The 21,227-nt window shown below is 69.6% G+C and carries 20 protein-coding genes; 6 read left to right on the top strand and 14 right to left on the bottom strand.

What is annotated here, in order from left to right; genetic code table 11:
- Positions 1-2: 2 nt before the first annotated feature.
- The 13 genes from FHR19_RS05615 to FHR19_RS05555 form a co-directional block, all read right to left on the bottom strand.
- Positions 3-788 carry an imm11 family protein gene (locus tag FHR19_RS05615; RefSeq protein WP_184025382.1) on the bottom strand — a complete coding sequence of 262 codons (786 nt, stop codon included), beginning with the start codon at positions 786-788 and terminating at the stop codon, positions 3-5.
- Between the two features lie 85 nt (positions 789-873).
- Entirely contained in the window at positions 874-2,757 is a 1,884-nt protein-coding gene (locus FHR19_RS05610) for an XrtA/PEP-CTERM system amidotransferase (protein ID WP_184025380.1), read from the bottom strand.
- 3 nt (positions 2,758-2,760) lie between these two features.
- Positions 2,761-4,284: an exosortase A gene (gene xrtA, locus FHR19_RS05605; protein ID WP_184025377.1), complete on the bottom strand. Its 1,524-nt coding sequence runs from the start codon at positions 4,282-4,284 to the stop codon at positions 2,761-2,763.
- Positions 4,281-5,477: a TIGR03087 family PEP-CTERM/XrtA system glycosyltransferase gene (locus tag FHR19_RS05600; RefSeq protein ID WP_184025956.1), complete on the bottom strand. Its 1,197-nt coding sequence runs from the start codon at positions 5,475-5,477 to the stop codon at positions 4,281-4,283. Before FHR19_RS05600 ends, xrtA begins: the two co-directional genes overlap by 4 nt.
- A complete protein-coding gene (locus tag FHR19_RS05595) occupies positions 5,477-6,547 on the bottom strand; it encodes a FemAB family XrtA/PEP-CTERM system-associated protein (protein ID WP_184025375.1) in 1,071 nt (356 codons plus the stop codon). The genes FHR19_RS05600 and FHR19_RS05595 overlap by 1 nt, the downstream gene beginning before the upstream one ends.
- Positions 6,544-7,413, bottom strand: coding sequence for an XrtA system polysaccharide deacetylase (locus tag FHR19_RS05590; RefSeq protein ID WP_246359291.1), 870 nt, complete (start codon positions 7,411-7,413; stop codon positions 6,544-6,546). The genes FHR19_RS05595 and FHR19_RS05590 overlap by 4 nt, the downstream gene beginning before the upstream one ends.
- A gap of 16 nt (positions 7,414-7,429) precedes the next feature.
- A complete protein-coding gene (locus FHR19_RS05585) occupies positions 7,430-8,503 on the bottom strand; it encodes an ExeA family protein (RefSeq protein WP_184025373.1) in 1,074 nt (357 codons plus the stop codon).
- A gap of 11 nt (positions 8,504-8,514) precedes the next feature.
- A complete protein-coding gene (locus FHR19_RS05580) occupies positions 8,515-10,155 on the bottom strand; it encodes a hypothetical protein (RefSeq protein ID WP_184025371.1) in 1,641 nt (546 codons plus the stop codon).
- Complete coding sequence (locus tag FHR19_RS05575; RefSeq protein ID WP_184025369.1) at positions 10,155-11,072, bottom strand: P-loop NTPase; 918 nt, start codon at positions 11,070-11,072, stop codon at positions 10,155-10,157. The genes FHR19_RS05580 and FHR19_RS05575 overlap by 1 nt, the downstream gene beginning before the upstream one ends.
- Before the next feature lie 14 nt (positions 11,073-11,086).
- Positions 11,087-12,628, bottom strand: coding sequence for an XrtA system polysaccharide chain length determinant (locus tag FHR19_RS05570; protein ID WP_184025365.1), 1,542 nt, complete (start codon positions 12,626-12,628; stop codon positions 11,087-11,089).
- A complete protein-coding gene (locus FHR19_RS05565) occupies positions 12,628-13,269 on the bottom strand; it encodes an XrtA/PEP-CTERM system exopolysaccharide export protein (RefSeq protein WP_184025363.1) in 642 nt (213 codons plus the stop codon). The genes FHR19_RS05570 and FHR19_RS05565 overlap by 1 nt, the downstream gene beginning before the upstream one ends.
- Positions 13,270-13,399: 130 nt before the next feature.
- A complete protein-coding gene (locus tag FHR19_RS05560; RefSeq protein WP_425505942.1) occupies positions 13,400-13,732 on the bottom strand; it encodes a response regulator in 333 nt (110 codons plus the stop codon).
- A 55-nt stretch (positions 13,733-13,787) separates the two neighbouring features.
- Entirely contained in the window at positions 13,788-16,193 is a 2,406-nt protein-coding gene (locus FHR19_RS05555; protein WP_184025360.1) for a hybrid sensor histidine kinase/response regulator, read from the bottom strand.
- Between the two features lie 125 nt (positions 16,194-16,318).
- On the opposite strand from FHR19_RS05555, the gene FHR19_RS05550 reads away from it, so the two are divergent.
- Genes FHR19_RS05550 through FHR19_RS05525 form a run of 6 tightly spaced genes read left to right on the top strand, consistent with a single transcriptional unit; the run spans position 16,319 to position 20,668 of the window.
- Positions 16,319-17,053 (top strand): response regulator transcription factor, encoded by a 735-nt coding sequence (locus FHR19_RS05550; RefSeq protein ID WP_184025358.1) that lies wholly within the window; start codon positions 16,319-16,321, stop codon positions 17,051-17,053.
- Positions 17,022-18,638: a sensor histidine kinase gene (locus tag FHR19_RS05545; protein WP_184025355.1), complete on the top strand. Its 1,617-nt coding sequence runs from the start codon at positions 17,022-17,024 to the stop codon at positions 18,636-18,638. Before FHR19_RS05550 ends, FHR19_RS05545 begins: the two co-directional genes overlap by 32 nt.
- Entirely contained in the window at positions 18,635-19,066 is a 432-nt protein-coding gene (locus tag FHR19_RS05540) for an HPr kinase/phosphorylase (protein WP_184025352.1), read from the top strand. Before FHR19_RS05545 ends, FHR19_RS05540 begins: the two co-directional genes overlap by 4 nt.
- Positions 19,063-19,974, top strand: a complete 912-nt coding sequence (rapZ, locus tag FHR19_RS05535; protein WP_184025349.1) for an RNase adapter RapZ — start codon at positions 19,063-19,065, stop codon at positions 19,972-19,974. The genes FHR19_RS05540 and rapZ overlap by 4 nt, the downstream gene beginning before the upstream one ends.
- 20 nt (positions 19,975-19,994) lie before the next feature.
- On the top strand, positions 19,995-20,402 hold the full coding sequence (locus FHR19_RS05530; protein ID WP_184025951.1) for a PTS sugar transporter subunit IIA: 408 nt from the start codon (positions 19,995-19,997) through the stop codon (positions 20,400-20,402).
- Complete coding sequence (locus FHR19_RS05525; RefSeq protein ID WP_184025346.1) at positions 20,399-20,668, top strand: HPr family phosphocarrier protein; 270 nt, start codon at positions 20,399-20,401, stop codon at positions 20,666-20,668. The genes FHR19_RS05530 and FHR19_RS05525 overlap by 4 nt, the downstream gene beginning before the upstream one ends.
- A 13-nt stretch (positions 20,669-20,681) precedes the next feature.
- Here FHR19_RS05525 and FHR19_RS05520 read toward each other — a convergent pair whose 3' ends face one another.
- On the bottom strand, positions 20,682-21,212 hold the full coding sequence (locus tag FHR19_RS05520) for an MAPEG family protein (RefSeq protein WP_184025344.1): 531 nt from the start codon (positions 21,210-21,212) through the stop codon (positions 20,682-20,684).
- Positions 21,213-21,227 lie beyond the last annotated feature (15 nt).

Genomic DNA, 21,227 nt, shown 5'->3' with positions numbered 1-21,227 from the left:
GCCTAAGCGTCTTGCTTCTTGTTTATTGCAAAGCCGGTCAGCTCAGCTTCTATCATAGCTTCGCCAAAGACATTGGAACTCCGAACGACCTCACGCGCCCAATATGGATCACGCCACAGGTGCCGGTCGCCGATCGCCGCAAGACTGTAAGCCGGAACCGGGGGTGGGCTGACATTGTGATCATAGCGCCAGAATCCTCGACGGAAACCGTCGTCCATGTGCTCTTCGTAGTCATCGCCGTCCCACGCCAGTGTCGTACGATCGGGATCGATGCTGTCGATCAGCTGGCAGCAGACGAACCAGTAGAAGGTGTCGAACGGCGCCTCGCCCTTCTTGTGCACCATATCGACGGGCAGGAACTGATGAACGTCCGGCTCGAACCGTTCGACCAGATCGCGGAACCGGCCCGACACCAGCATGATTTCATTGTTACCAAAAGCATAATCGGGTGGCGGCAGCCGCCTGCTGGACCATAGCACCGTCTTCGGCGCACTGTCCGGCACGACGGGGTAGCCATAGCGCATCAGCGGATAGCGCCGCGCCCGCGCGATCCGATCGACCCGGTCCGGACGAAGAAACTCGACCTTCGCCCAGGCCTCGCCATCGACCACTTCGTGGCGGGGATCGGTATCGTAGGGACTCTTCTTGCCCAGCGAATAGACCATGAGTTCCCCGTCGCCTTTCAACGCCTTGCCGCCATTATCCGGTATGATTGCTACCAATGAACGACCGGTTTCCAGAGATGGTCTTGCAAGCCCGGATTGCCGGAACTGGATGGGAGCGGCCATTCGGTCAGTCCCGCAAACGAACCCGGAGTGGGGGGCGTGACCCGCCAATCGCGCCGTAAGCGGACAGGCTACTTACGCTGCCACCCTACCCGAACAACCGCCCCACGCTCCGCTCCAGCATCAACAGCTGCCACAGCGTCCGGCCGTGATCCGCGCGCCCGCTGCGATGCTCGCTCGCCAGCGTTTCGATTGCCGCCGGCTCGAACCATGACGCAAGGATCGGCGAGCGGGCCAGCGCCGCCGCCTCGCCCGCCAGCGCACCGCGGAACCAGGCGCTGACCGGGGTCACGAAGCCCATCTTGGGGCGATAGAGGATGTCGCGCGGCAGGTACGGCTCCATCGCCTTCTTCATCAGCCACTTGCCCTGCCCTGAGCGGATGCGCATCGCGGGGGGCAGCGTCGCAGCGAACTCGATCAGGCGGTGGTCGAGCAGCGGCTCGCGCGCCTCGAGGCTGACGGCCATGCTGGTGCGGTCGATCTTGGTCAGGATATCGCCGGGCAGCCAGTGCTTGAAATCGGCGTACTGCGCGGCATCGAGCGCATCGCGGCCGGGTGCGGTCTTCATCGTCCGCCAGTAGCGCACCTCGGCGGCATGATCGCCGAGCGCGCGCATCATCGCATCGGTATAGAGCCGCGCGCGAAGCTCGGGCCGGGTGACGCCGACCCCCTTGGCATAGGCGGCCGCGCCGTCCTCGGCGAGCGCGAGCAGCGTCGTCTTGGCGCGGAGCGGCCGGGGGGCCCAGTCGGCCTTGGGATAGACCGCGCCCAGCGCGCCGGCCGCGCGGCGCAGCGGGCCGGGCATCAGCCCCCTCACCCGCTCCTCGCCCGCATGGAAGCGATAGCGGCGATAGCCGGCCATCGCCTCGTCCGCACCGTCGCCCGATAGCGCAACGGTGACCTCGCCGCGCGCCAACTCGCACACGCGATAGGTGGCGAGTGCGGAGGCATCGGCGAACGGCTCGTCGAAGGCGGCGACGAGCGTGTCGATCAGCGCGAAGTCGTCGGCGGCGACCATGCGCTCGCGGTGGTCGGTGGCGAAGCGGCGGGCGATCGTGGTGGCGTAGGACCGCTCGTCATGCCCCGCCTCGTCGAAGCCGATCGTGCAGGTCTTGACCGCGTGCTTCGACACCTCCGCCATCAGCGCGACCACCGCCGAGCTGTCGACGCCGCCCGACAGGAACGCGCCAAGCGGCACGTCGGCGACCATGCGGCTGCGCACGCCGGCGCGCAGATGCTCCGTCAGTTCGGCGGCGAGGTCGGCGGTGCTGCCCTTGGCGCGTTTCGAGAAATCGACGTCCCACCACTGGCGGGGCGGCGGCACGGGCTTGCCGCGCTCGATCAACAGGAAGTGACCGGCGGGCAGCTTCCGTACCCCCGCAACGATGCAGGCGTCGTCGGGCACGTAGCCGAGCCCCATGAAATCCTCGATCGCGGTCGCGTCGAGTTCGCGCCGGACGAGCGGATGCGCGAGCAGGCCCTTCAATTCGCTGGCAAAGGCGAGTCCCCCGTCGGCGATCTCCACATAATGAAGCGGCTTCACCCCCATCCGGTCGCGCGCGAGGAACAGCGACTGCGTCCGCGCATCGTGGATCGCGAAGGCGAACATGCCGTTGAGGCGCGGCAAAAGGTCCGGCCCCCAGGCGCGCCAGCCGCGCAGCAGCACCTCGGTATCGCCCGCCGTCCGGAACCGCGCGCCCTTGGCCTCCAGCTCGGCGCGGACCTCGGCGAAGTTATAGATCTCGCCGTTGTAGGTGACGGTGATGTCGCCGTCGTCGGTCGCCATCGGCTGACGCCCGCCGGCCAGGTCGATGATCGACAGCCGCCGATGACCGAAACCGACGCCGGGCGCGGTCCATATGCCCGATCCGTCGGGGCCGCGATGCGCGAGCGCGTCGCACATCGCAGCGATGCGGCCGGGTTCGACGGGCTTGGGCGTGCCGGGGTAGAACAGCCCCGCGATGCCGCACATACTCTAACGACGCCCGGCGGCGCGGTCGGCCAAGGCCTCGATTGGGCCGAGCGCGCCTACGAACCGCTCGATCACCCTGCGCGTGTCGGTCGACCCCTGCTTCTCCGCCGCTACCAGCACCGCGACCGCGGCCTGGTCGCCCCCCGTCAATTTCACGCGCAACGTCTCCAGCTTCACCCGCTTCGGGTCGCCGGTCAGGATAGAGCCGATGCGCAGCCACGTCACCACTTCGCGCTCGACCGGGCCGGCATGGACGATCCGCATCGCCGCGCCGCCGTCAAGCGGGGCGAGATCGGCGACGCGCAGCCACTGCCCGTGTTCGACGATCGGGCCGATGTCGAAGCCGACGATCTCCTTGCCCTCGCGCTGGCTCGCCTGCACCGCGATCGCGAGGTCGACGGTCGCGCCCGACGCATCGGCATAGCGGCCGATCAGGAAATGGTCGGCGCCGGGATAGCTCGGCGTCCAGGGCGCGAGCGGGTCGATCGGCACGCGCCGCCAGCCGGGGACTTGCGGCAGCTCGATCCGCGCCGGGAGTGCGGCGGCGCGCACGTCGATGGCGTGCGCCCAGCCCGCCGCCGCCACCGCGATGCCGAGCGATGCTCCGGCGACCGGCAACAGCGCGGCAGCGAGGCGCGGCGCTGCCTGCAAGCGCGCCGGATCGAACCACGGCGCATCGGCGTCGCGATCGAACCACGGCCAGGCGAGCGCAAGGACCGCCGCCATCACGACGCCGAAGAAGATCCAGCCATAGACGATATGGTCGAATCCCGTCGCCGCCTCGAGCGAGGTCAGGTGCGCGGCATAGATGGTGCCCCATGCGCGCACGCCGTTGGCGAGCACCGGCGCTGCCAGCGCGAACGCCACGAACGCGATCCGCCGCGGCCACGTCCTGAAACAGACATTCGCCGCCAGCACCGCAAAGGCGAGCATCGCCAGGACGAAGCGCGCGCCCGAACACTCCTCCGCCACCTCGAACACGCCGTCGGGGGTGACGATCAGCACGCCGTCATAAGTGGCGGGCACGCCGGTCAGGTGAAGCAGCGGCATCACCTGTCGCACCGTGAGATCCTGAAGCGGCGCCTCGATCGACTGGCCGAAGGGCACGAGGAAGAACAGCCACGCGAGCGGAAAGGCGAGCGCACGGGCGATATTGGGGCCGAGGATGGCGATCGCGCTCCCCTGCACCATGACGACGAGGCCGAGGTGCCGCAGCACCGCCACCCCTGCCGCCGCACCGATCAGCCAGCACAGCGCCCCGCCGCCGACCACGGCGAGCCCCGGCCACCAGCCGGTCGGCGCAAGCTCCGCCAGCCCTTCGCGCCGCTGCCGCACCAGCCAGCCGAAGATGGGCAGGACGAGCAAGCAATGGCCGAAGGTTTCGGAGTGCCAGTAAATGCCGCCGAGATCGGCAACGTCCCGGTGAAAGAGCAGCGCAAGGCCGAACACGACCAGGCCGAGCAGCATCCCGTGCCGCCGCCATCCGGCATCGAACAGCATGGGCCGCGCGATCGCCGCGGCGGTCATGCCGCCATTGCCTTGCCATGCGGCCGGTCGAGGATCGCATCGAGCGCGGCGAGGCGCGCGGCCCAGCCGTAGCGGTCCTCGACACAGGCGCGCGCCGCCCTGCCCTGCGCCTCGGCCGCGTCACGATCGGCGAGCAGCGCGGCGATCCGGTCGGCGAAGGCATCCGCATCCGCGGCGACCGACAGCGTGCCGCGATGCTCGATCCCTTCGGCAGCGACGGCTGAGGCGACGATCGGGCGCGCCATCGCCATCGCTTCCAGGACCTTGTTCTGCACGCCTCGTGCGGTGAGCAGCGGCGCGACGACGAGCCGCGCGGCGGCGAGCCAGGGGCGGACGTCGGCGACCTCGCCCGTCACGCAGACATGCGGACCGGCAAGCGCCTGCACCGCTTTCGTCGCCGCGCGGCCGACGATGTTGAAGGGCAGGTCGATGCCACGCGCGGCAAGACGCGGCATGACTTCGCCCGCGAACCAGCATGCAGCCTCGACATTCGGGGCGTAATCCATCTGGCCGGTGAAGGTGAAGCCGGGCACCGCCGCACCGCGGTCGAACGCCGCGTCGGGGTCGAAAAAGGCGGTGTCGATGCCGTTCTCGACCACCGACACGCGCGGCGCGGGGCCGCCGGCGCGGAACAGCGCGGCTTCGGCTTCGCTGACGAACAGGCTGGCGTCGACGCGCGTCGCCACGTCATGCTCGAACGCGCTCAGCAGCCGCGCCTCTCGCGCCATCACCCAGCCCATCGGCGGGCCGGCGATCTCGGCGTAGGAAGCGAACTTCGCACTGTCGACGTCGCAGAAGTCCATGACGACGCGTGCGTCGGCCCGGTTGGGCAGATACTGCGCCATCTGGCCGGAAAAGACGAAGATCGTGTCGATGCCCCCGCGCGCCAGCAATTCGCGGACCCGCGCCGCGATGCCGGTGTCGGCGAAGGCGGTGAGCGAAACCGGCTGGCCGCTCGCCAATGCCTCAAGCCCCGCGCGCCATTGCGGCTTGCCGCGCCAGGCGACGTGGTGGCTGGCGCAGACCTCGCCCAACACCGCGCCGTGATGCAGGTCGCGGGGCTCGTCGGCAAAGGTAACGAGATGCACTGGGCCTCTGGCAGCCAGATGCCTGAGCAAATGCCAGCCGCGGATCTTGTCGCCGCGATCGGGGGGATACGGCACCCGATGCGCAAGGAACAGCGTGGCGCCCATCACCCCAGTCCGCGCGCGATCCACGGCCCGATCAGATTGGCGACGGGCAGCGGCAGCTTCTTCCACAGCTCGGTCTTGCGCGCATATTTGGGGTCCAGCGGATTGACCGTGCGCGGTGCAGCGCCGTCCAGCGTGCGGCGCCAGTAACCCAACGGACGCGGCAAATAGCCGAAGTTCTTCTTGAACGCCGCCGGTCCCGTCCCCGCCTTCGACCTGCCAAGGTCGAGCCGCCTGCACCCCCGGTCGAGCGCGTGGCAGGCATAGGCGTAGAACATGCGCTCGTTCCCGCGCAGCGCGCGCGCCTCGCGCACGCCGCCGCCCCAGAAGGGATACATCGTCCCCTTCCAGTAAAGGCTGAGCGTGGAGCCGATCGGCCGCTCCCCCTGCCAAACCGTCAGAATGTCCGCGCGCTCGCCCATGTCGGCGAGGATCGCGCGGAACAGTGCGCGCGGGAAGATCGGCGTCCCTAGGTTGCGGACGGACTCGGAATAGACGCGGTAATGCGCGGCTAAGTCGCGGTCGCCCCGCCCCACCGTCACGGTCAGGTCGTTGGCGAACGCCTTTCGCACCTCGGCGCGCTGTTTCTTCGGAATTGCGAGCAGTTCGCTTTCATGATCGGCGGTCAGGTCGCGCGCGAAGTCGAGATAGGTCGTGTCGTCGAGGTGCCAGCTCTCCCCCGACACGCGCCCGCCGCGCAGCTCGAAGGTCGGCGTGCCCAGCCGCTGCGCCAGCGCCCAGCCCGCCGCCTCCAGCGCGGTGTGAGTGATGTCGTCGTCGGCGAGGATCCCGCCCTCGACCCCGAACCCGACCGACGTCAGCGAGCGACCGACGACCCGCGAGCGAATGTCGATCAGCGGCAGCACGCCCGCGACGATCCCGCCGCGCTCGGCGATCAGGTAGTGAGGGCGCTGGCCGCATCCGCGCTCGATCGCGCGGCTCCAGCCCGGCAGGTGAAATGGCGTCGAGTCGCTCGCATCGGCGAGGAACGCCTCGATCGCGGCACTGTCGCGCGGGTCGGAAAGGTCGGCCTCGCGGATCGTCGCGGCGGGGGGCACGAAAGGGGCGTTCACGCCAGCGCCGCCGCGGCGCGCGCGGCAACCGTATCGGCGCGCCCCCACGCGTGATTGCCAGCAAGCCGCTTGAGCTTGCCTGCCATCGCGCCCAACCGGCTGTAATGGCGGAGGCGCGATTTGAGCGGCGCGCCCCGCACGCGCGGCTGGTCGGGATCGATCTCCCAGGGATGGAAATAGAAGATCGCCGGGTCGCCCGCGGCGTTGGTACGCACGATCGCCTTTTCGACGACGCTCGACGGCAACAGCCGGAAGAAGCCGCCCCCCGCGGTCACTTCGCGGCCCAGCACCGTCGCGACCGTCACGGGCAGCTCGACCAGCGGGCTTTCGGCGAGCGGCCGGAACGCCCGGCGGGGGGCGTCCGGCCAGCCATAATGATCGTGAGCCAGCGGCGCGATCGACGAGGAATAGGCATAGCCCGCCTCCGCCAGCACCGCATGTGCCCAGGGGGTGCGCGCATCGAACGAGAAGCTCGGCGCGCGATAACCCGTCACCGCCTGCCCGCCGGCATCCTCCAGCGCCGCGCGCGCGCGGGCAAGGTCGGCGCGGAACGCGTCGGGCGTCATGGTGAACACGCGGTCGTGATCCCAACCGTGGCTCGCGACCTCGTGCCCGGCCTCTGCGATCCGGCGGATCAGCTTTGGGTAATGATGCGCGACCCAGCCCAAGGTAAAGAACGTCGCCCGCACCCCCGCCGCCTCGAACAGCGCGAGCACGACGTCGGTATTCGCCTCGACCCGATGTTGCAATCGCGGCCAGTCGGCCTTGTCGATCACGCGCTCGAACGCGCCGACCTGGAACCAGTCCTCGACATCGACGGACATGACGTTGATCGGCCCGGCCCCGAGCGCGCGGTCGTGATACATCTGAAGCCTATCCCGCTCATGCGGCCGAACCGCGCAGCATCGCCTTTTCCGGCCGCGTGTCGTTTTCCACCCAGTCGACGAGCAGCGTCAAGACGCGGCGTAGCGCCGCATCCTGTGCCTCCAGCCGATCCTCGAGCTCGGCGACGCGGCGTTCCAGCATCGCCTCGGTGGCAAGCGGCTGCGACGGCGGCGGGGGCGGTCCCTCGGGCCGGATCGGGCGCGCGGCGGCGGCAACGTCGAGCGGGCGGACCACCGGCTCGGGCAACGGTGCGGGCGGGGCCATGTCCGCATCGAGCTCGGCGGTCACGTCCTCGACATGCCGCGCCTCGAAGCGCTCGACATTCTCGATCGCGCCGTGGAGCATCAGCCGGGCGGCCAGCTGGTTCAGCCGGCGCGGCACGCCGCCAGACCAGGCATGGAGCGCGACGATCGCGCCCTCGTCGAACGACGGATTGCCCGTCCAGCCGACGACCTTGAGCCGGTGGGTCAGATAGGCCTCCACCTCCTCGACGCCCATCGGCTCGAGGTGGTGCATCGCGATGACGCGCTGGCGCAGCTGCTCGAGGCTGCCCGCACCGTGCAGGACGTGGCGAAACTCGGGCTGACCGAGCAGGAAGATCTGGAGCAGCGGATAGCCGCCCGCCTGGAAGTTGGAGAGCATCCGCAGCTCCTCCAGGCTCTGAACCGGCAGCGACTGCGCCTCGTCGACGATCAGAAGGGTGCGCTTGCCGCCGCGTGCGACCGCGTGCAGCCCGCGCTCGATCGCGGTCAGGAGCTGCGCCTTGGGCTGGTTCGCCGCGATGCCGAGGCCGGCAGCGACGAGGCCGAGCAGGTCGGCGGCATCCACCTGTGTCGAAACGATGTGGATGACGTGCAGCCGCTCGCGGTCGATCCGGCCCATCAGGTGGCCGACCAGCGTCGTCTTGCCCGCGCCCGGATCGCCGGTGATGACGATGAAGCCCTCACCCTGCGCCAGGCCATAGCCGAGATAGGCCATCGCCTTTCGGTGGGTGGCGGTATCGAACCAGAAACCCGGATCGGGCGTCAGCTGAAAGGGCCGTCCCGTCAGCCCGTAATGCGTGTCGTACATCGCAGCCCCCGTCAGAACCGATAGCCGAGGCCGATCAGCGCCTGTGCCACCACGTCCGCGTCGCTGAGCGACTGGTCGGAGACATAGACGCCCGCCGACGCAGTCGCGTCGAGCCGGCCCCAATTGTGATAATAGGCGCCCGTCGCGCCCGCGCCCTGCGTCTCGAACCCGCCCAGGCCGCCGCGATACCAGTTGTAGAAGACGTCGCCCGTCACGCCCGAATTGCCATCGAGCTGGCGGCTGGCGAACGCCTGGACATAGGCGCTTTCGTCCTCGATCCCCTCGAGGTTCACGCCCGCCGTGTTGCCCGGCGCAAAGAAGCGCCGGTTGGCATAACCCGCACCCGCACCCAACCGCAGTCGTCCTTGCGTGACGGCATAGACCGCGTCGATGCCGCGCGCGCGATAGTTGGCGGTCGATACCGACTGGAACACCGAATTGAGGCAGCCGCCCGCCGCGCCGCCCTCGGTGCCGAAGATGCACCCGTTATAGGCGTTGCCCTGGCCGGTGAACGGGTTGTTGAAGCTGGTCGGCAGTGCCGAGATGCCGTCGCCGAGCTGGCGGCCGAAGCTCTGCACGCTGTCGTAAACGACGACCTGAAGCGCGTCGGTCTCGTTCATCTGCCAGTTGAGGCTGCCGGTGCCGCTGAACGTGCCGTACCGCTCGCCCAGATGCACTTCGACCGTCGTGCGCGGGCTGGGGCGCCAGACGACGCCCGCGTCGTAGAACACCCCGTCGATGTCGTAGGCGAGCCGCCGCGGCGACGCATCGTCGGTGACGAACCGGCCGTTGCCGTCGACCACGACGTTGCCGCCCGCATCGAGCAGCGCGTCGCGCTGGCTGATCTGGATGCGCTCGTATCCTACGCCCGCGGTCAGCGCGAGCGTGCCCGAGACGGGCAGCAGCACGTCGCCGCGCCCGAACCACCCCTCGTAACGCTGGTCGAGCTGGCCCGCATCTTCGCCCTCATACTGGCCCGACAGCGTGACGCCGACGGGCAGGATCGTATCGGCGCGCGTACCAATGCTGGCGGTGACGAGATGGCTGAGCGAGTCGTCGTAATAGTCGAGCCGCGGCTGCCCCGCGACGAGGCCGACGCCGCTGTCGGGCACCTCGACCTTGGTATAGCCGATGCGATAGGCCGCGTTGAGCGCGAACTGGTCGATCTGCTTGGTAAACGTCGGCCCGCCATAGACGCCGTAGAGCTGGCTGATGTTGGCGACGTTGCCGACCAGCAGGCCGGGCGCCGCGCCGCGGATGTCGCTGCGCGCGCGCGTCGCGATGCCGCCGACCTCAAACCCGATGCTCGGCGTCAGCTGCATATTCACGCGCGCCAGGCCGCTATGGATGCTGGTGTCGTCGAGATTGTCGTCCCAGGCGAAGCGATGCTCGTAATTGTAGCTCAGCTGCGCCTGCGTGCGCCGCGTCTGCACCGTCGCGTCGATGCCGGCCTGCACGCTCGAATAGGTCAGCACATCGTTGCCGTTGCTGAGGTCAGCGACGAGCACCTGGCTGAGATTGATATAGGGCGACACGTCGACGCGCGAGCCGCCGCCGCGCGCGGCGGGGCTGCCCGCCGGCAGGTCCTGGGCCGCCGCCGGCAGCGCTAGGCCGCAGGCCAGCGCCGTCGCGGCGAGAAGGGTCGCGCGCATCACGCCTCACTCCCGTAAGCATAATAGTCGCCGTAGCGGTTGCCGCCCGGCCGCAAGGAAACCGAATTGAGGACGAGCGACACGCGCTCGCACGCCGCCAGCTGCGCCACCGCCTCGCGAAGATCGCCCTCGCTGGTCCGGTCGGCGCGCACGACCAGCATCACCTGCCCGACAAGGCCGGCAAGCACGCCCGCGGGGCTGGCCGCCAGCACCGGCGGCGAATCGAACAGGACGATGCGGCGCGGATTGGCGCGGGCGAGCCCGCCGATCACCTGCCGCGCGCGGGTCGAGGCGAGCAGCTCGGTATCGGCATGGCCGCGGGTGCCCGCGCGCAGGATCTGAAGCTGTGGGATATCGGTGTCGAGGACCAGGCTCTCCACGTCCAGCGACGGATCGCCGATCGCATCGAGCAGGCCGGGGCCATGCTCGAAGCCCAGCACGCGTGGCACGTCGGGCTTCGCCACGTCGGCATCGACCAGCAACACCTCGACATCGCGCTCCGCCGCCAGGCTGAGCGCGAGGTTGGCGGCGCTGAACGTCTTGCCATCACCCGGCCGCGCCGAACAGACGAGGATCGCGCGCGCCTTGACGCTGTCGCTTTTGGCGACCTCGTCGGCAGCGATCAGCAACTGGCGCTTGATGAGGCGGAACTCTTCGGCAAGCGGCGTCACCGCCGCGCCGGGGATCAGCATGCCGCGGCCGGCCAGCATCTCGCGGTCGATCGACACGCGCTCGCGGTCCACGGGAAGCGGCACGAACGCCGGCTCCTCGGCCAGCGGCGGCGCGGCCTCGAACGGCGGCGGCACGGGGTCGTGCCGCGGCGCGCTCGCGGGCGGCGGCGGGGCGTAGTCGAACCAGTCGCTGGCCCGTTCGAGCAGCGAGGCGCGCGGCGGGCGATGGGGATCGACGGCGGTCATCTTCTCGTTCTCCGTCACGCCACCAGCCCGCGCTGGAGGAACTCGATGCTCATCAGGATCAGGAAGGCACCGGCGAGTGCCCCCGCCCCGCCCGCGAACAGCTTGAGCTGGCGGCGGCGCGCGGTGCGTACGGTATCGCTCACCACCTCGCCGATGCTGCCGAGCACCGTCATGCCGCTCGCTTTTTCGAGGCGCTGAACCGTGGGATAGGTGGTCTGGAGCTTCGACAGCCCCCAGGCCGCCGCCGCGCCGCCGCCCAGCCCGACGATGAGCACCCCGAAAAGCAGGAGCGGCCGGTTGGGCGCGGTCGGTTTGCGCGGGGACGTCGGCGGATCGATCACGCTGATCTTGACGCTGTCGGCCTCGTTGTTCGCCTGCGCGCGGATGCGCACCTGCTCGCGGCTGGCCAGCAGCTTGTCGTACTGGTCCTTGAGGACGAGATAGTCGCGGTCGATCGACGCCTGCTCGGCCGCCACAGCGGGCTGTGCGCCCATCGTGCCGTCGAGGCGCGAGAGATCGGCCTCGAGCTGGCCCTTACGCTGGGTGAGCGCCGCAACCTGGGCCGCGCGGTCGGCCTGCATCGAGCGCAGGCTGAGGTAGAGCGGATTGGGCGCGCCGCCGTCGCCGCCCGCCATCGGCTCGCCGCGCGCGGCGGCATTGGCGATGGCAAGCTGGTTCTTGAGCGCGATCACGTCGGGATGGCTGTCGGTCCAGCCGCGCCCGCGCGCTTCGGCCAGCTGGCCCTGGATCGTCGCGACGCGCGCGCGCGCCGGCCCCATCGCGCTGGCGGCGGTACCGGGCAGCGAGGGCTGCGTCCCCGCCATCTGGCCGTTGACCGCGGCAAGCCCCGACTGCGCGGCGGCGAGGTCGGAATTGACCTGCGCCAGCTGGTTGCGCGCCGCGGCGACGCGCTCCTCGAGGCTGCCGGTGCCGGGCAGTGAGCCCATGTACTTGGACTGGAACTCGGCCTTCTTGCCCTCGGCGTCCTGAAGCTGACGCTGGCGCTGGTCGATCTGCTCGTCGAGGAACTTCAATGACTGGCTCGCCTCGTCGCGCGTACCGGCCAGGTTGGTTTCGACGAAGATGTCGATCAGCTTTTGCACCACCTCGCGCGCCAGCTTGGCGTTCGAGGCGTCCGACGCCCCGCCATTGGCGATCGTCGCCGACACCTCGAAGATGTTGGTGTCGGGCTGCGCAGTGATCTTGATCGCCTTTTGCAGCGCGGCCACGCGATCGGCGACGTCGCGGTCGCTCGACACCGAATTGGCGATCGAGGTGCCGCGCACGACCTTTTCGAGGTTCACTGCCGAGAGCAGCGTCTGGCGCACGCGATCGACGTCGCGCTGCTGGTCGACCTGCGCCATCGGGTTGTCCTGACCGGGCAGCACGCTGCGAAGCTGTACCGACACCCGGGCGGAGGAGACGTACTGGTTCGGGATCTGCGACACGACGAGCCAGCCCGCCAGGCAGATGCCCCAGGCGATGGCGAGCGCCAGCCAGCGGCGACGCCAGACGGCGTGCAGTCCGACCCTGATCTCGTCGTAAATCGCGTCCATCAGAACATGCTCTGCGGAATGATGATGACGTCGCCGGCCTCTAGCCGGACGTTCGCCGAAGTATCGCCGTCCTTCAGTAGCTTGCCGAGGCGGACGGCATATTCGCGCTGCTTACCCGTCTCGCGGTCGAAGCGCACCAGCCGTGCCTTGTTACCTGCCGCATATTGGGACAGTCCGCCGACCGCGATCATCGCGTCGAGCAAGGTCATGTTGGCGCGATAGGGGATCGAGGCGGGCTTCTCAGTCGCGCCGACGATGCGGATCTGCTGGCTGAACGTCCCTTGGAACTGGTCGACGATGACTGAGACGATCGGGTCCTTGATATATTCCTTGAGCGCGATCTTCATGTCGTCGGCGAGCATCGACGGCGTCTTGCCGACCGCGGGCATGTCGGCGATCAGCGGCGTGGTGATGCGGCCGTCGGGGCGCACCTGGACCTTCGCCGACAGCTCCGGATTGCGCCAGACGAAGATCTGGAGCGAATCGAGCGGGCCGATGACATATTCCTCGCCCGGCCCCTCCTTCGACGCGACGAACTGCGCGGGCGGAAGCTCGGGCCGGCTGCTGGAGGTACAACCCGACACCAGCACGGCGGCGGCACCCGTCATCAGCGCCGTCTTGGCCTTCACGCGAACACGCATCGATCATCTCCGTCGGCGCGCCGGCCGCGCGGACAAGGGTCCACGCGCCGGTGCAGAAACGAGGATGCTATGCGGGGTGAGAGGTTAAATTAGCGTTCAGCGTGGCACCGCAGCACGACGCCGCAGGGGATCAGAGCGTCGCCAGCGCCTGCTCGACGCCGTCCATCGTGAACGGCTTGGCCAGCACCGGGCGGTCGGCGTGCGCGGGCGCCAGCGTGTCACCGCCGGTCGCGAGGACGAAGGGGATGCCCCGCTCGGCCAGCGCATCGGCGACGGGCCAGCTCTTCTCGCCCCCGCGCAGGTTGACGTCGAGGATCGCGGCATCGACGCCGCCCTTGGCGACTTCCTCGAGCGCGGTCGACACCGTCTCGGCGGTCCCCGCCACGTCCTTGCCCAGCGCATCGAGGAAATCCTCGAGCATCATGGCGATCAGGGGCTCGTCCTCGACGATAAGGATACGCATGCGCTCGGTCATCGGGCCGTCATAAGCACGCCCCGCGCAATGCGCCAAGCCCTGATTACGCCGTGCCCATCACACCGCCCACCGCTTCGGTCAGTTGCTGCACCGAAAACGGCTTGGGCAGGAAGGCGACGTTGTCGAGGTCGATCGAGCGGCGAAGCTGTTCCTCGGCATAGCCCGACATGAACAGGATCGGCAGGTCGGGATAGCGCTCGCGCACTTTCGCGACCATTGTCGGCCCGTCCATCATCGGCATGACCACGTCGGAGACGAGCAGGTCGGGCCGCTCGCACCGGGCGATCAGCTCCAGCGCCGCCTCGCCATTCTCGGCGGTCAGCACCTTGTACCCCTGCCGCACCAGCGCGCGTTCGGCGACGGCGCGGACCATTGCCTCGTCCTCGACCAGCACGACGGTGCCCGTGCCCCAGCCGGCGGGGCGCTTCGGCGCCTTGGGCGCGACCTTCGGCGCCGGCGCCTCGGCCGAGGTGTTGACGGGCAGGTAGATGGTGAACCGCGCGCCCTGCCCCGGCGGTGATTCGGCGAAGATGTAGCCGCCCGACTGCTTGACGATGCCATAGACGGTCGAGAGGCCGAGGCCGGTGCCCTTGCCCACTTCCTTGGTTGTGAAGAACGGCTCGAAGATCTTGGGCAGGATTTCGGGCGGGATGCCGGTGCCGGTGTCGGTGATGCGAAGCACCGCGTAGTCGCCGACCGGCAGCACGTCGTCGCCCATCCGCTTCACCGCCGCGCGCCCGACCGCCAGCGTCTCGATCGTCAGCGTGCCGCCGCCCGCTGGATTGGCCGCGACCATCGCGTCGCGGGCGTTGACCGCCAAATTGACGATCACCTGTTCGAGCTGCCCCGGATCGGCGCGCACGCTGCCCAGGCCGCGGCCGTGCTTGACCTCCAGCCGTACCGTCTCGCCGAGCAGGCGGGTGAGGAGGTTCGACACCTCCGACACCACGTCGGGCAGTTGGAGGACCTGCGGCCGCAGCGTCTGCTGGCGCGAGAAGGCGAGCAGCTGGCGGGTCAGCGCGGCGGCGCGGTTGGCGTTGGCGCGCACCTGCTGGATGTCGTCATGGTCGCTGTCGCCGGGCGAATGGCGCATCAGCATCAGGTCGCAATGCCCGATGATCGCGGTCAGGATGTTGTTGAAGTCGTGCGCGACGCCGCCCGCCAGCTGGCCGACCGCCTGCATCTTCGTCGCCTGCGCCACCTGCCGCTTGAGCTGCCCCTCCTCGCCGGTTTCCTTGAGGCAGAGGATCACCGATGCGTCGCCCAACCCCCGCGCACCCGCGAGCGTCAGCGCGACCGGCTCGTCGGGCCGCGCGGCGAGGCGCACCTGCATGTCGGCGACATGGCTCGCCCCGCCGGAGAAGCGGCGGATCGCGTCGGCGAGCGCGGCCTTGTCCTCGCGCACCACCAGGTCGCCGGGATAGAGCGGCGGTGCGGCGGCGTTGACCGCGGTGGCCGAGGCAAAGGCGGCGTTGATGTGGACGAAGCGCCCGTCGCGATCGACCATCGCCAGCCCGATAGGGAGCAGGCCGACCAGCGCGCGGACATGCGCCGCCACATCGTCGCCCAGCCCCACGGTGAACCCCGCATCTTCCTCGTCGATCAGCGCCAGCACGATGGGCGCGTCGGCGCTCTCACCCAGCGGCAGCTGGATCAGACGCAGCGGATTGCCGCCGCCGCCCTCCCGCTCGAACCGCACATGGCCGGTCGGCTCGGCCAGCATCAGGCGGGCGAAGTCACGGCCCTCGACATTGGCCTCGGCGCTGCCCGTCGCGCGCGCGGCGAAGACGCGGTTCGCCGCCTCGATCCGGCCATCGGGCTGGATCGCGACCGCCATCACGCCCGCGGCGCCCAGCCGCTCGCCGACCGGCCCGGCGATCGCGGAGATCGCGGCGGGCAGCGGATTGGCGGCGCCCGTGCCGCCCTCCCCGCGCGCGGCAACGAAATGCCAGAGGAGCATGTCGTCGCCCGCGCGCGCGATCCGCGCATCGAGCGTGCGCCCGCGCCGCGCGAGCGCCGCGACCTGTCCCTCGCCATCCCGCCATGCGGTGCGCCCCGCGGCACCCAGCCGCGATTCCCCGTCCCCCTCGAACGGAAGCGACGGCGGCGTCGGCAGCCCGTCGAACAGCCGGCGATAGGCATCGTTGGCACAGACCAGCCGCCCCGAACGGTCGGTAACCGCCAGCGGCCCGTCGCTCGCCTCGGCCAGCGCGTGGGCGAGCGCCCAGTCCTCGTTCGCCTCGGTCGCGGCGGCGCTGCGCGACAGGCGCCAGAAAGCGAGGAGGCCGCCCGCGATCAGCAGCGCGGCGGCAAGGAAGCCGGCGGCCAGCTGCCAGTCGCCGATCAGCCCTAGGATGACGAGCGCGGCGGCCACGCCGCCGGCGCCGGCGATCAGCATCGACCGGCGGGGGGCATCGTTTCGGGGGGGCGACAGGGGGGACGTGGCCATGGCGATGCTGTCGGCGCACCTCGGGCCATCGTCAAGCATGTCCCCTCCGCCCAACGGGCGATTGAGCCGGCCCGCGCTTTGCGTTAGGCGAGCGGCATGGATCGTCGCCCGTTCGAGCCCATCGCATGAGCGCGACAACCGCGCCGGCACCGCGCAGCGCCACGATCGCGCTGGTCGACGACGACCGGAACATCCTGACCTCGGTCTCGATCGCCCTTCAGGCCGAGGGGTTCCTGACCCGTGTGTATTCGGACGGAGAGGCAGCGCTGAAGGCGCTGATCGACAATCCGCCCGACCTGGCCGTGCTCGACATCAAGATGCCGCGGCTCGACGGGCTGGAGCTGCTGCGCCGCCTGCGCGAGAAGTCGGCGATCCCGGTCATTTTCCTAACAAGCAAGGACGACGAGCTCGACGAGGCTCTCGGCCTTGCCATGGGTGCCGACGACTATATCGCCAAGCCATTCAGCCAGCGGCTGCTCATCGCCCGCATCCGCGCGATCCTGCGCCGAACCGAGGCGGCGGGCGGCGGCGGCGAAGCGGGCGAGGAGCCGCCCGCTCCCGTGCTCGACCGCGGCCGGCTGTCGATGGACCCCGCGCGACACAAGGTGACGTGGGACGGCGCGAACGTCACGCTGACCGTCACCGAATTCATGATCCTCGAAACGCTGGCGCAGCGCCCCGGCATCGTGCGGACGCGCAACCAGCTCATGGATGCGGCCTATCAGGACGACATCTACGTCGACGACCGCACGATCGACAGCCACATCAAGCGCGTCCGCCGCAAGTTCCGGCAGGTCGATCCGAAGTTCGACGCGATCGAGACGCTGTATGGAGCGGGCTATCGCTTCTCCGACGAGTGAAGAAGCCGCCCTGTCGCGCAGCGACGATACGGCGCTTTCGCTGCGCTGGTCGGGGCGGATCAGCCTCACCCCGCGCATCCTCGCGGTCAACAGCATCGCGCTCGCCATGCTGGCGGGCGGGTTCTTCTATCTCGACAGCTATCGCACGCGTCTGATCGACGACCGGCTCGAACAGGCGAGCCGGGAAGCGCGGCTGATCGCACAGGCGCTGATGGCGACGCGGATGAGCGACGAGGAAGTGCTCGTCACCCGCCTCGCCCGCCAGACGGAAACGCGCATCCGCACCTATGCCCGCGACGGGAACGAGCGGAGCGACAGCCGCCGCCTCGGCGTCGCCAATTTCCGCCTGCGCGATCCCGACAAGCAGCCGGTGGGACAGGCAATCGGCCGGTTCCTCGACGCCGGCATCGACACCGTCGTCGGCGCCGACCGCGCGCCCCTTTATCGCGAGCGCCCCCGCAATCGCGGCTTTCGCTGGCCCGACGTCGCCCGCGCGGTGACGACGCACGAGGCCCCGGCGACCCTTTGGCGCGCGCCCGATCGCACGCCCGTCATCACCGCCGCCGCGCCATTGGGCGCGCGCGGCGCGCTGATGACGACGGTCAACGCCGCGGACATCACCTCGGTCGTGCGCGCCGAGCGATGGCGGCTCGCGATCGTGCTGGCGAGCGTATTCCTCGCCTCGCTCCTCCTGTCGCTGTTCCTTGCACGCACGATCGTCCGGCCGCTCCGGATGCTGGCGCGCGCCGCGGTCCGCGTCCGCCTCGGCCGCGCGCGCGAGGTGGTGGTGCCGCGCCTGCCCAGCCGGCGCGACGAGATCGGCATGCTCGCGCGCGCGGTTTCGGACATGAGCCAGGCGCTGCGCGTCCGCATCGACGCGACCGAGGCGTTCGCCGCCGACGTGACGCACGAACTCAAGAACCCGCTCGCCTCGCTCCGGTCGGCGGTCGAGAGCCTCGGTTCGGTCCGCGACCCGGCGCTACAGGCGCAATTGCTCGACATTGTCCGCGACGACGTCCGCCGCCTCGACCGGCTCATCACCGAGATATCCGACGCCTCGCGCCTCGACGCGCAGTTGAGCCGCGCGGCGTTCGAGCCGCTCGACATGGCCGCGATGCTCGGCGCGATCGTCGACGGGCGGCGCGCGCGCGACCTGCCGCGCGGCATCCGCCTCCGGCTCGACCTGCCGGGTGCCGAGCCGCTGGTCGTCAACGCCGACGGATCGCGGCTGGCCCGGGTGTTCGAGAACCTGATCGACAACGCGCTTTCCTTCTCCCCCGACGATGCGGTGGTCAGCGTGGCGGCTAGCGACGGCGGCCCGCTCGTCACGATCCGTGTCGAGGACGAGGGGCCGGGCGTGCCGGATGCCGCGCGCGAGGCGATCTTCCGCCGCTTCCACTCGATCCGGCCGGAGGGCGAGGCATTCGGCGCGCATTCGGGGCTCGGCCTTGCCATCGCGCGGACGATCGTCGAAGGCCACGGCGGTACGATCCACGTCGAATCGCGCGAGGATCGGGTGAGCGGCGCGCGCTTCGTGGTGCGCCTGCCACGGGCAATCGGGGACGGGAACCGGATCGAGCCATGACCGCGCTGTCTTCCGAAACGCTGCACGCGTCCTGCGTCGCCATTGGCGGCCGCGCCGTGCTGATCGAGGGGCGATCGGGCTCCGGTAAGTCCGACCTAGCGCTGCGCCTGATCGACCGCGGTGCCTCGCTCGTCAGCGACGACTACACGCTGCTGCGCCGGTCGGGCACCGCGCTCCTCGCCTCCGCGCCCGCCACGATCGCCGGGCGGATCGAGGTGCGCGGGCTGGGGATCGTCGAGATGGCATGCGCCGCCGACGTGCCGGTCGCGCTGATCGTCACCCCCGACCCGGCGCCCGACCGGATGCCGCTCGACGCGCGGGTGCGCCGCATCGCCGGGATCGACATCCCCTGCGTCGCGCTGGCCGCGCTTGAACCCTCCGCCCCGATCAAGGTCGAGCTGGCGCTGGCCCGGACGCCGGCGCGATGACCGCGCCGCGCCGCATCCTGCTCGTCACCGGCATGTCGGGCGCGGGCAAGTCGACGACGCTGCGCACGCTCGAGGATTTGGGCTGGGAGATCGTCGACAATCTGCCGTTGAGCCTGCTCGACGCCCTGCTCGAGATCGCCCCCGCCGCAGGCGGTGCCGCCGACGACCGGCCGCTGGCGATCGGCATCGGCATTCGCACGCGCGACTTCGATCCCGTCCGCATCGCCGCGATGGTGCAGGAGCGGAACCAGGGCGGGCAGGAAGTGTCGCTCCTCTATCTCGACTGCGGCGGGACCGAGCTCGAGCGCCGCTATTCGGAGACGCGCCGCCGCCATCCGCTGGCGCAGGATCGCCCCGCCACCGACGGCATCGTCCGCGAGCGCGAACTCCTCGAACCGCTGAAGCGCTGGGCCGGGCGGCTGATCGACACGACGACGCTGTCCGCGAACGCGCTGGCGCAGGAAGTGCGCGATCTGTTCGGCGGCAAGGGGCTGGGCGAGCCCACGCTGTCGGTCATGTCGTTCGGCTTCGCCCGCGGTATCCCGCGCAGCGCCGACCTTGTCTTCGACATGCGATATCTGCGCAACCCGCACTGGGTGCCCTCGCTGCGCCCCGGCACCGGCCTCGATCCCGACGTGGCCGATTATGTCCGCGCCGATCCCGCCTATGCCGCGTCGGTCGAAAGCATCGAGAATTTGCTGCTGATGCTGCTTCCGCGGTACCGGGCGGAGGGCAAATCCTATGTCACCGTCGCGTTCGGCTGCACCGGCGGCCGGCATCGCTCGGTCCACGTCGCCGCGCGGGTGGCCGCACGGTTGCGCGACGAGGGTTTTTCGCCCACGGTGCAGCATCGCGACCTCGGCACCGCGCCGCAGGACTCGCTGGAAGGCGCGCCCGCCAAGACATGAAGGTTATGACGGAAAATCCCCTGATCGGTCTGGTCCTCGTGACCCATGGGCGCCTGGCCGAAGAGTTCGTGGTCGCGATGGAGCATGTCGTCGGCAAGCAGCCGGCGATCGCCACCATCTGCATCGGCCCCGAGGACGACATGGAAGAGCGCCGCGCCGACATCGCCCGCGCGATCGGCGAGGTCGATGACGGCCGCGGCGTGATCGTGCTGACCGACCTGTTCGGCGGCACGCCGTCGAACCTCGCCATCTCGCTGCTGGAAACCGGCCGGGTCGAGGTGATTGCCGGGATCAACCTGCCGATGCTGATCCGCCTGGGCGGCGCGCGCAAGACGATGAAGGTGACGGACGCCGTCGCTGCCGCGCGAGAAGCGGGGCGCAAATACATCTCCGTCGCGTCCGAAGTGCTCGGCGAGGCCGCGGCATGAGCGTCCGGCGCGAGGTTCGCATCACCAATCGTCGCGGCCTCCACGCCCGCGCCAGCGCCAAGTTCGTGACCCTCGCCAGCAGCCAGCCGACCGAGATCACGGTGGAAAAGGATGGCTCGCGTGTCACCGGCACGTCGATCATGGGCCTGATGATGCTCGGCGCCGCGATGGGCGACACGATCGTCATTTCCGCCGAGGGCGACGCCGCCGACGAAGCCGTCACCGCGCTCTGCACCCTGGTCGAGGACCGCTTCGGCGAGGAATGAGCGGGGCGGCCGCTTAGCCGAATACCATAGCGAGGCCACACACCAGCAGCGTAAGCGCCGACGGATAGAAAGTCAGGACGAAGCCGAAGAACCTGGCTGTGGCGCTGTGGCGATACCCCAGCATGAAAAGCAACCGGCCGATGACGAAAAGGCCGATCAGCCCGCGGACCACCATCTCGATCCGGTTGAGCGTCGCAGCAAGTACGAGATGCGCGGTCACTGCAGGCACGACCTGCTCCAGCGTGTCCTGGAGCACCGCATTGGCGCGGACCTTATGCTTGCTGTCGCCGTCCCCTGCGGCCCCGCCAAAGTCCCATTGGGAAAAGAAGCGCAGCCGGGCGAGGTTGCCGATCGCTGCAACAAGCCACAGCGTGACCATCAGATCGGCGCGCAGCACGAATTGGAGACGCTCGGAAAATGTTAATATCGGCGCGTCGTAATCAATTGACGACGCCCAGTTGAGCGTTGCCGACGACATCAGCATTGCGCAGGATGTGCCGAGGGCGACAATCAACTGATCGTCCGTCAATCGCAACCTTTTCATGATCGGTGTCCTCGC

The organism is Sphingomonas yantingensis (assembly GCF_014199325.1).
In the GTDB taxonomy this organism is placed as follows: Bacteria; Pseudomonadota; Alphaproteobacteria; order Sphingomonadales; family Sphingomonadaceae; genus Sphingomonas; species Sphingomonas yantingensis.
This window is presented reverse-complemented; position numbering and strand designations above follow the sequence as displayed.

Coding starts and splice junctions, on each gene's coding strand:
- FHR19_RS05615 (WP_184025382.1), bottom strand. CDS start 788: ATGGCCGCTCCCATCCAGTTCCGGCAATCCGGGCTTGCAAGACCATCT.
- FHR19_RS05610 (WP_184025380.1), bottom strand. CDS start 2,757: ATGTGCGGCATCGCGGGGCTGTTCTACCCCGGCACGCCCAAGCCCGTC.
- xrtA (WP_184025377.1), bottom strand. CDS start 4,284: ATGACCGCCGCGGCGATCGCGCGGCCCATGCTGTTCGATGCCGGATGG.
- FHR19_RS05600 (WP_184025956.1), bottom strand. CDS start 5,477: ATGGGCGCCACGCTGTTCCTTGCGCATCGGGTGCCGTATCCCCCCGAT.
- FHR19_RS05590 (WP_246359291.1), bottom strand. CDS start 7,413: ATGTATCACGACCGCGCGCTCGGGGCCGGGCCGATCAACGTCATGTCC.
- FHR19_RS05585 (WP_184025373.1), bottom strand. CDS start 8,503: ATGTACGACACGCATTACGGGCTGACGGGACGGCCCTTTCAGCTGACG.
- FHR19_RS05580 (WP_184025371.1), bottom strand. CDS start 10,155: ATGCGCGCGACCCTTCTCGCCGCGACGGCGCTGGCCTGCGGCCTAGCG.
- FHR19_RS05575 (WP_184025369.1), bottom strand. CDS start 11,072: ATGACCGCCGTCGATCCCCATCGCCCGCCGCGCGCCTCGCTGCTCGAA.
- FHR19_RS05570 (WP_184025365.1), bottom strand. CDS start 12,628: ATGGACGCGATTTACGACGAGATCAGGGTCGGACTGCACGCCGTCTGG.
- FHR19_RS05565 (WP_184025363.1), bottom strand. CDS start 13,269: ATGCGTGTTCGCGTGAAGGCCAAGACGGCGCTGATGACGGGTGCCGCC.
- FHR19_RS05560 (WP_425505942.1), bottom strand. CDS start 13,732: ATGCGTATCCTTATCGTCGAGGACGAGCCCCTGATCGCCATGATGCTC.
- FHR19_RS05555 (WP_184025360.1), bottom strand. CDS start 16,193: ATGGCCACGTCCCCCCTGTCGCCCCCCCGAAACGATGCCCCCCGCCGG.
- FHR19_RS05550 (WP_184025358.1), top strand. CDS start 16,319: ATGAGCGCGACAACCGCGCCGGCACCGCGCAGCGCCACGATCGCGCTG.
- FHR19_RS05545 (WP_184025355.1), top strand. CDS start 17,022: ATGGAGCGGGCTATCGCTTCTCCGACGAGTGAAGAAGCCGCCCTGTCG.
- FHR19_RS05540 (WP_184025352.1), top strand. CDS start 18,635: ATGACCGCGCTGTCTTCCGAAACGCTGCACGCGTCCTGCGTCGCCATT.
- rapZ (WP_184025349.1), top strand. CDS start 19,063: ATGACCGCGCCGCGCCGCATCCTGCTCGTCACCGGCATGTCGGGCGCG.
- FHR19_RS05525 (WP_184025346.1), top strand. CDS start 20,399: ATGAGCGTCCGGCGCGAGGTTCGCATCACCAATCGTCGCGGCCTCCAC.
- FHR19_RS05520 (WP_184025344.1), bottom strand. CDS start 21,212: ATGAAAAGGTTGCGATTGACGGACGATCAGTTGATTGTCGCCCTCGGC.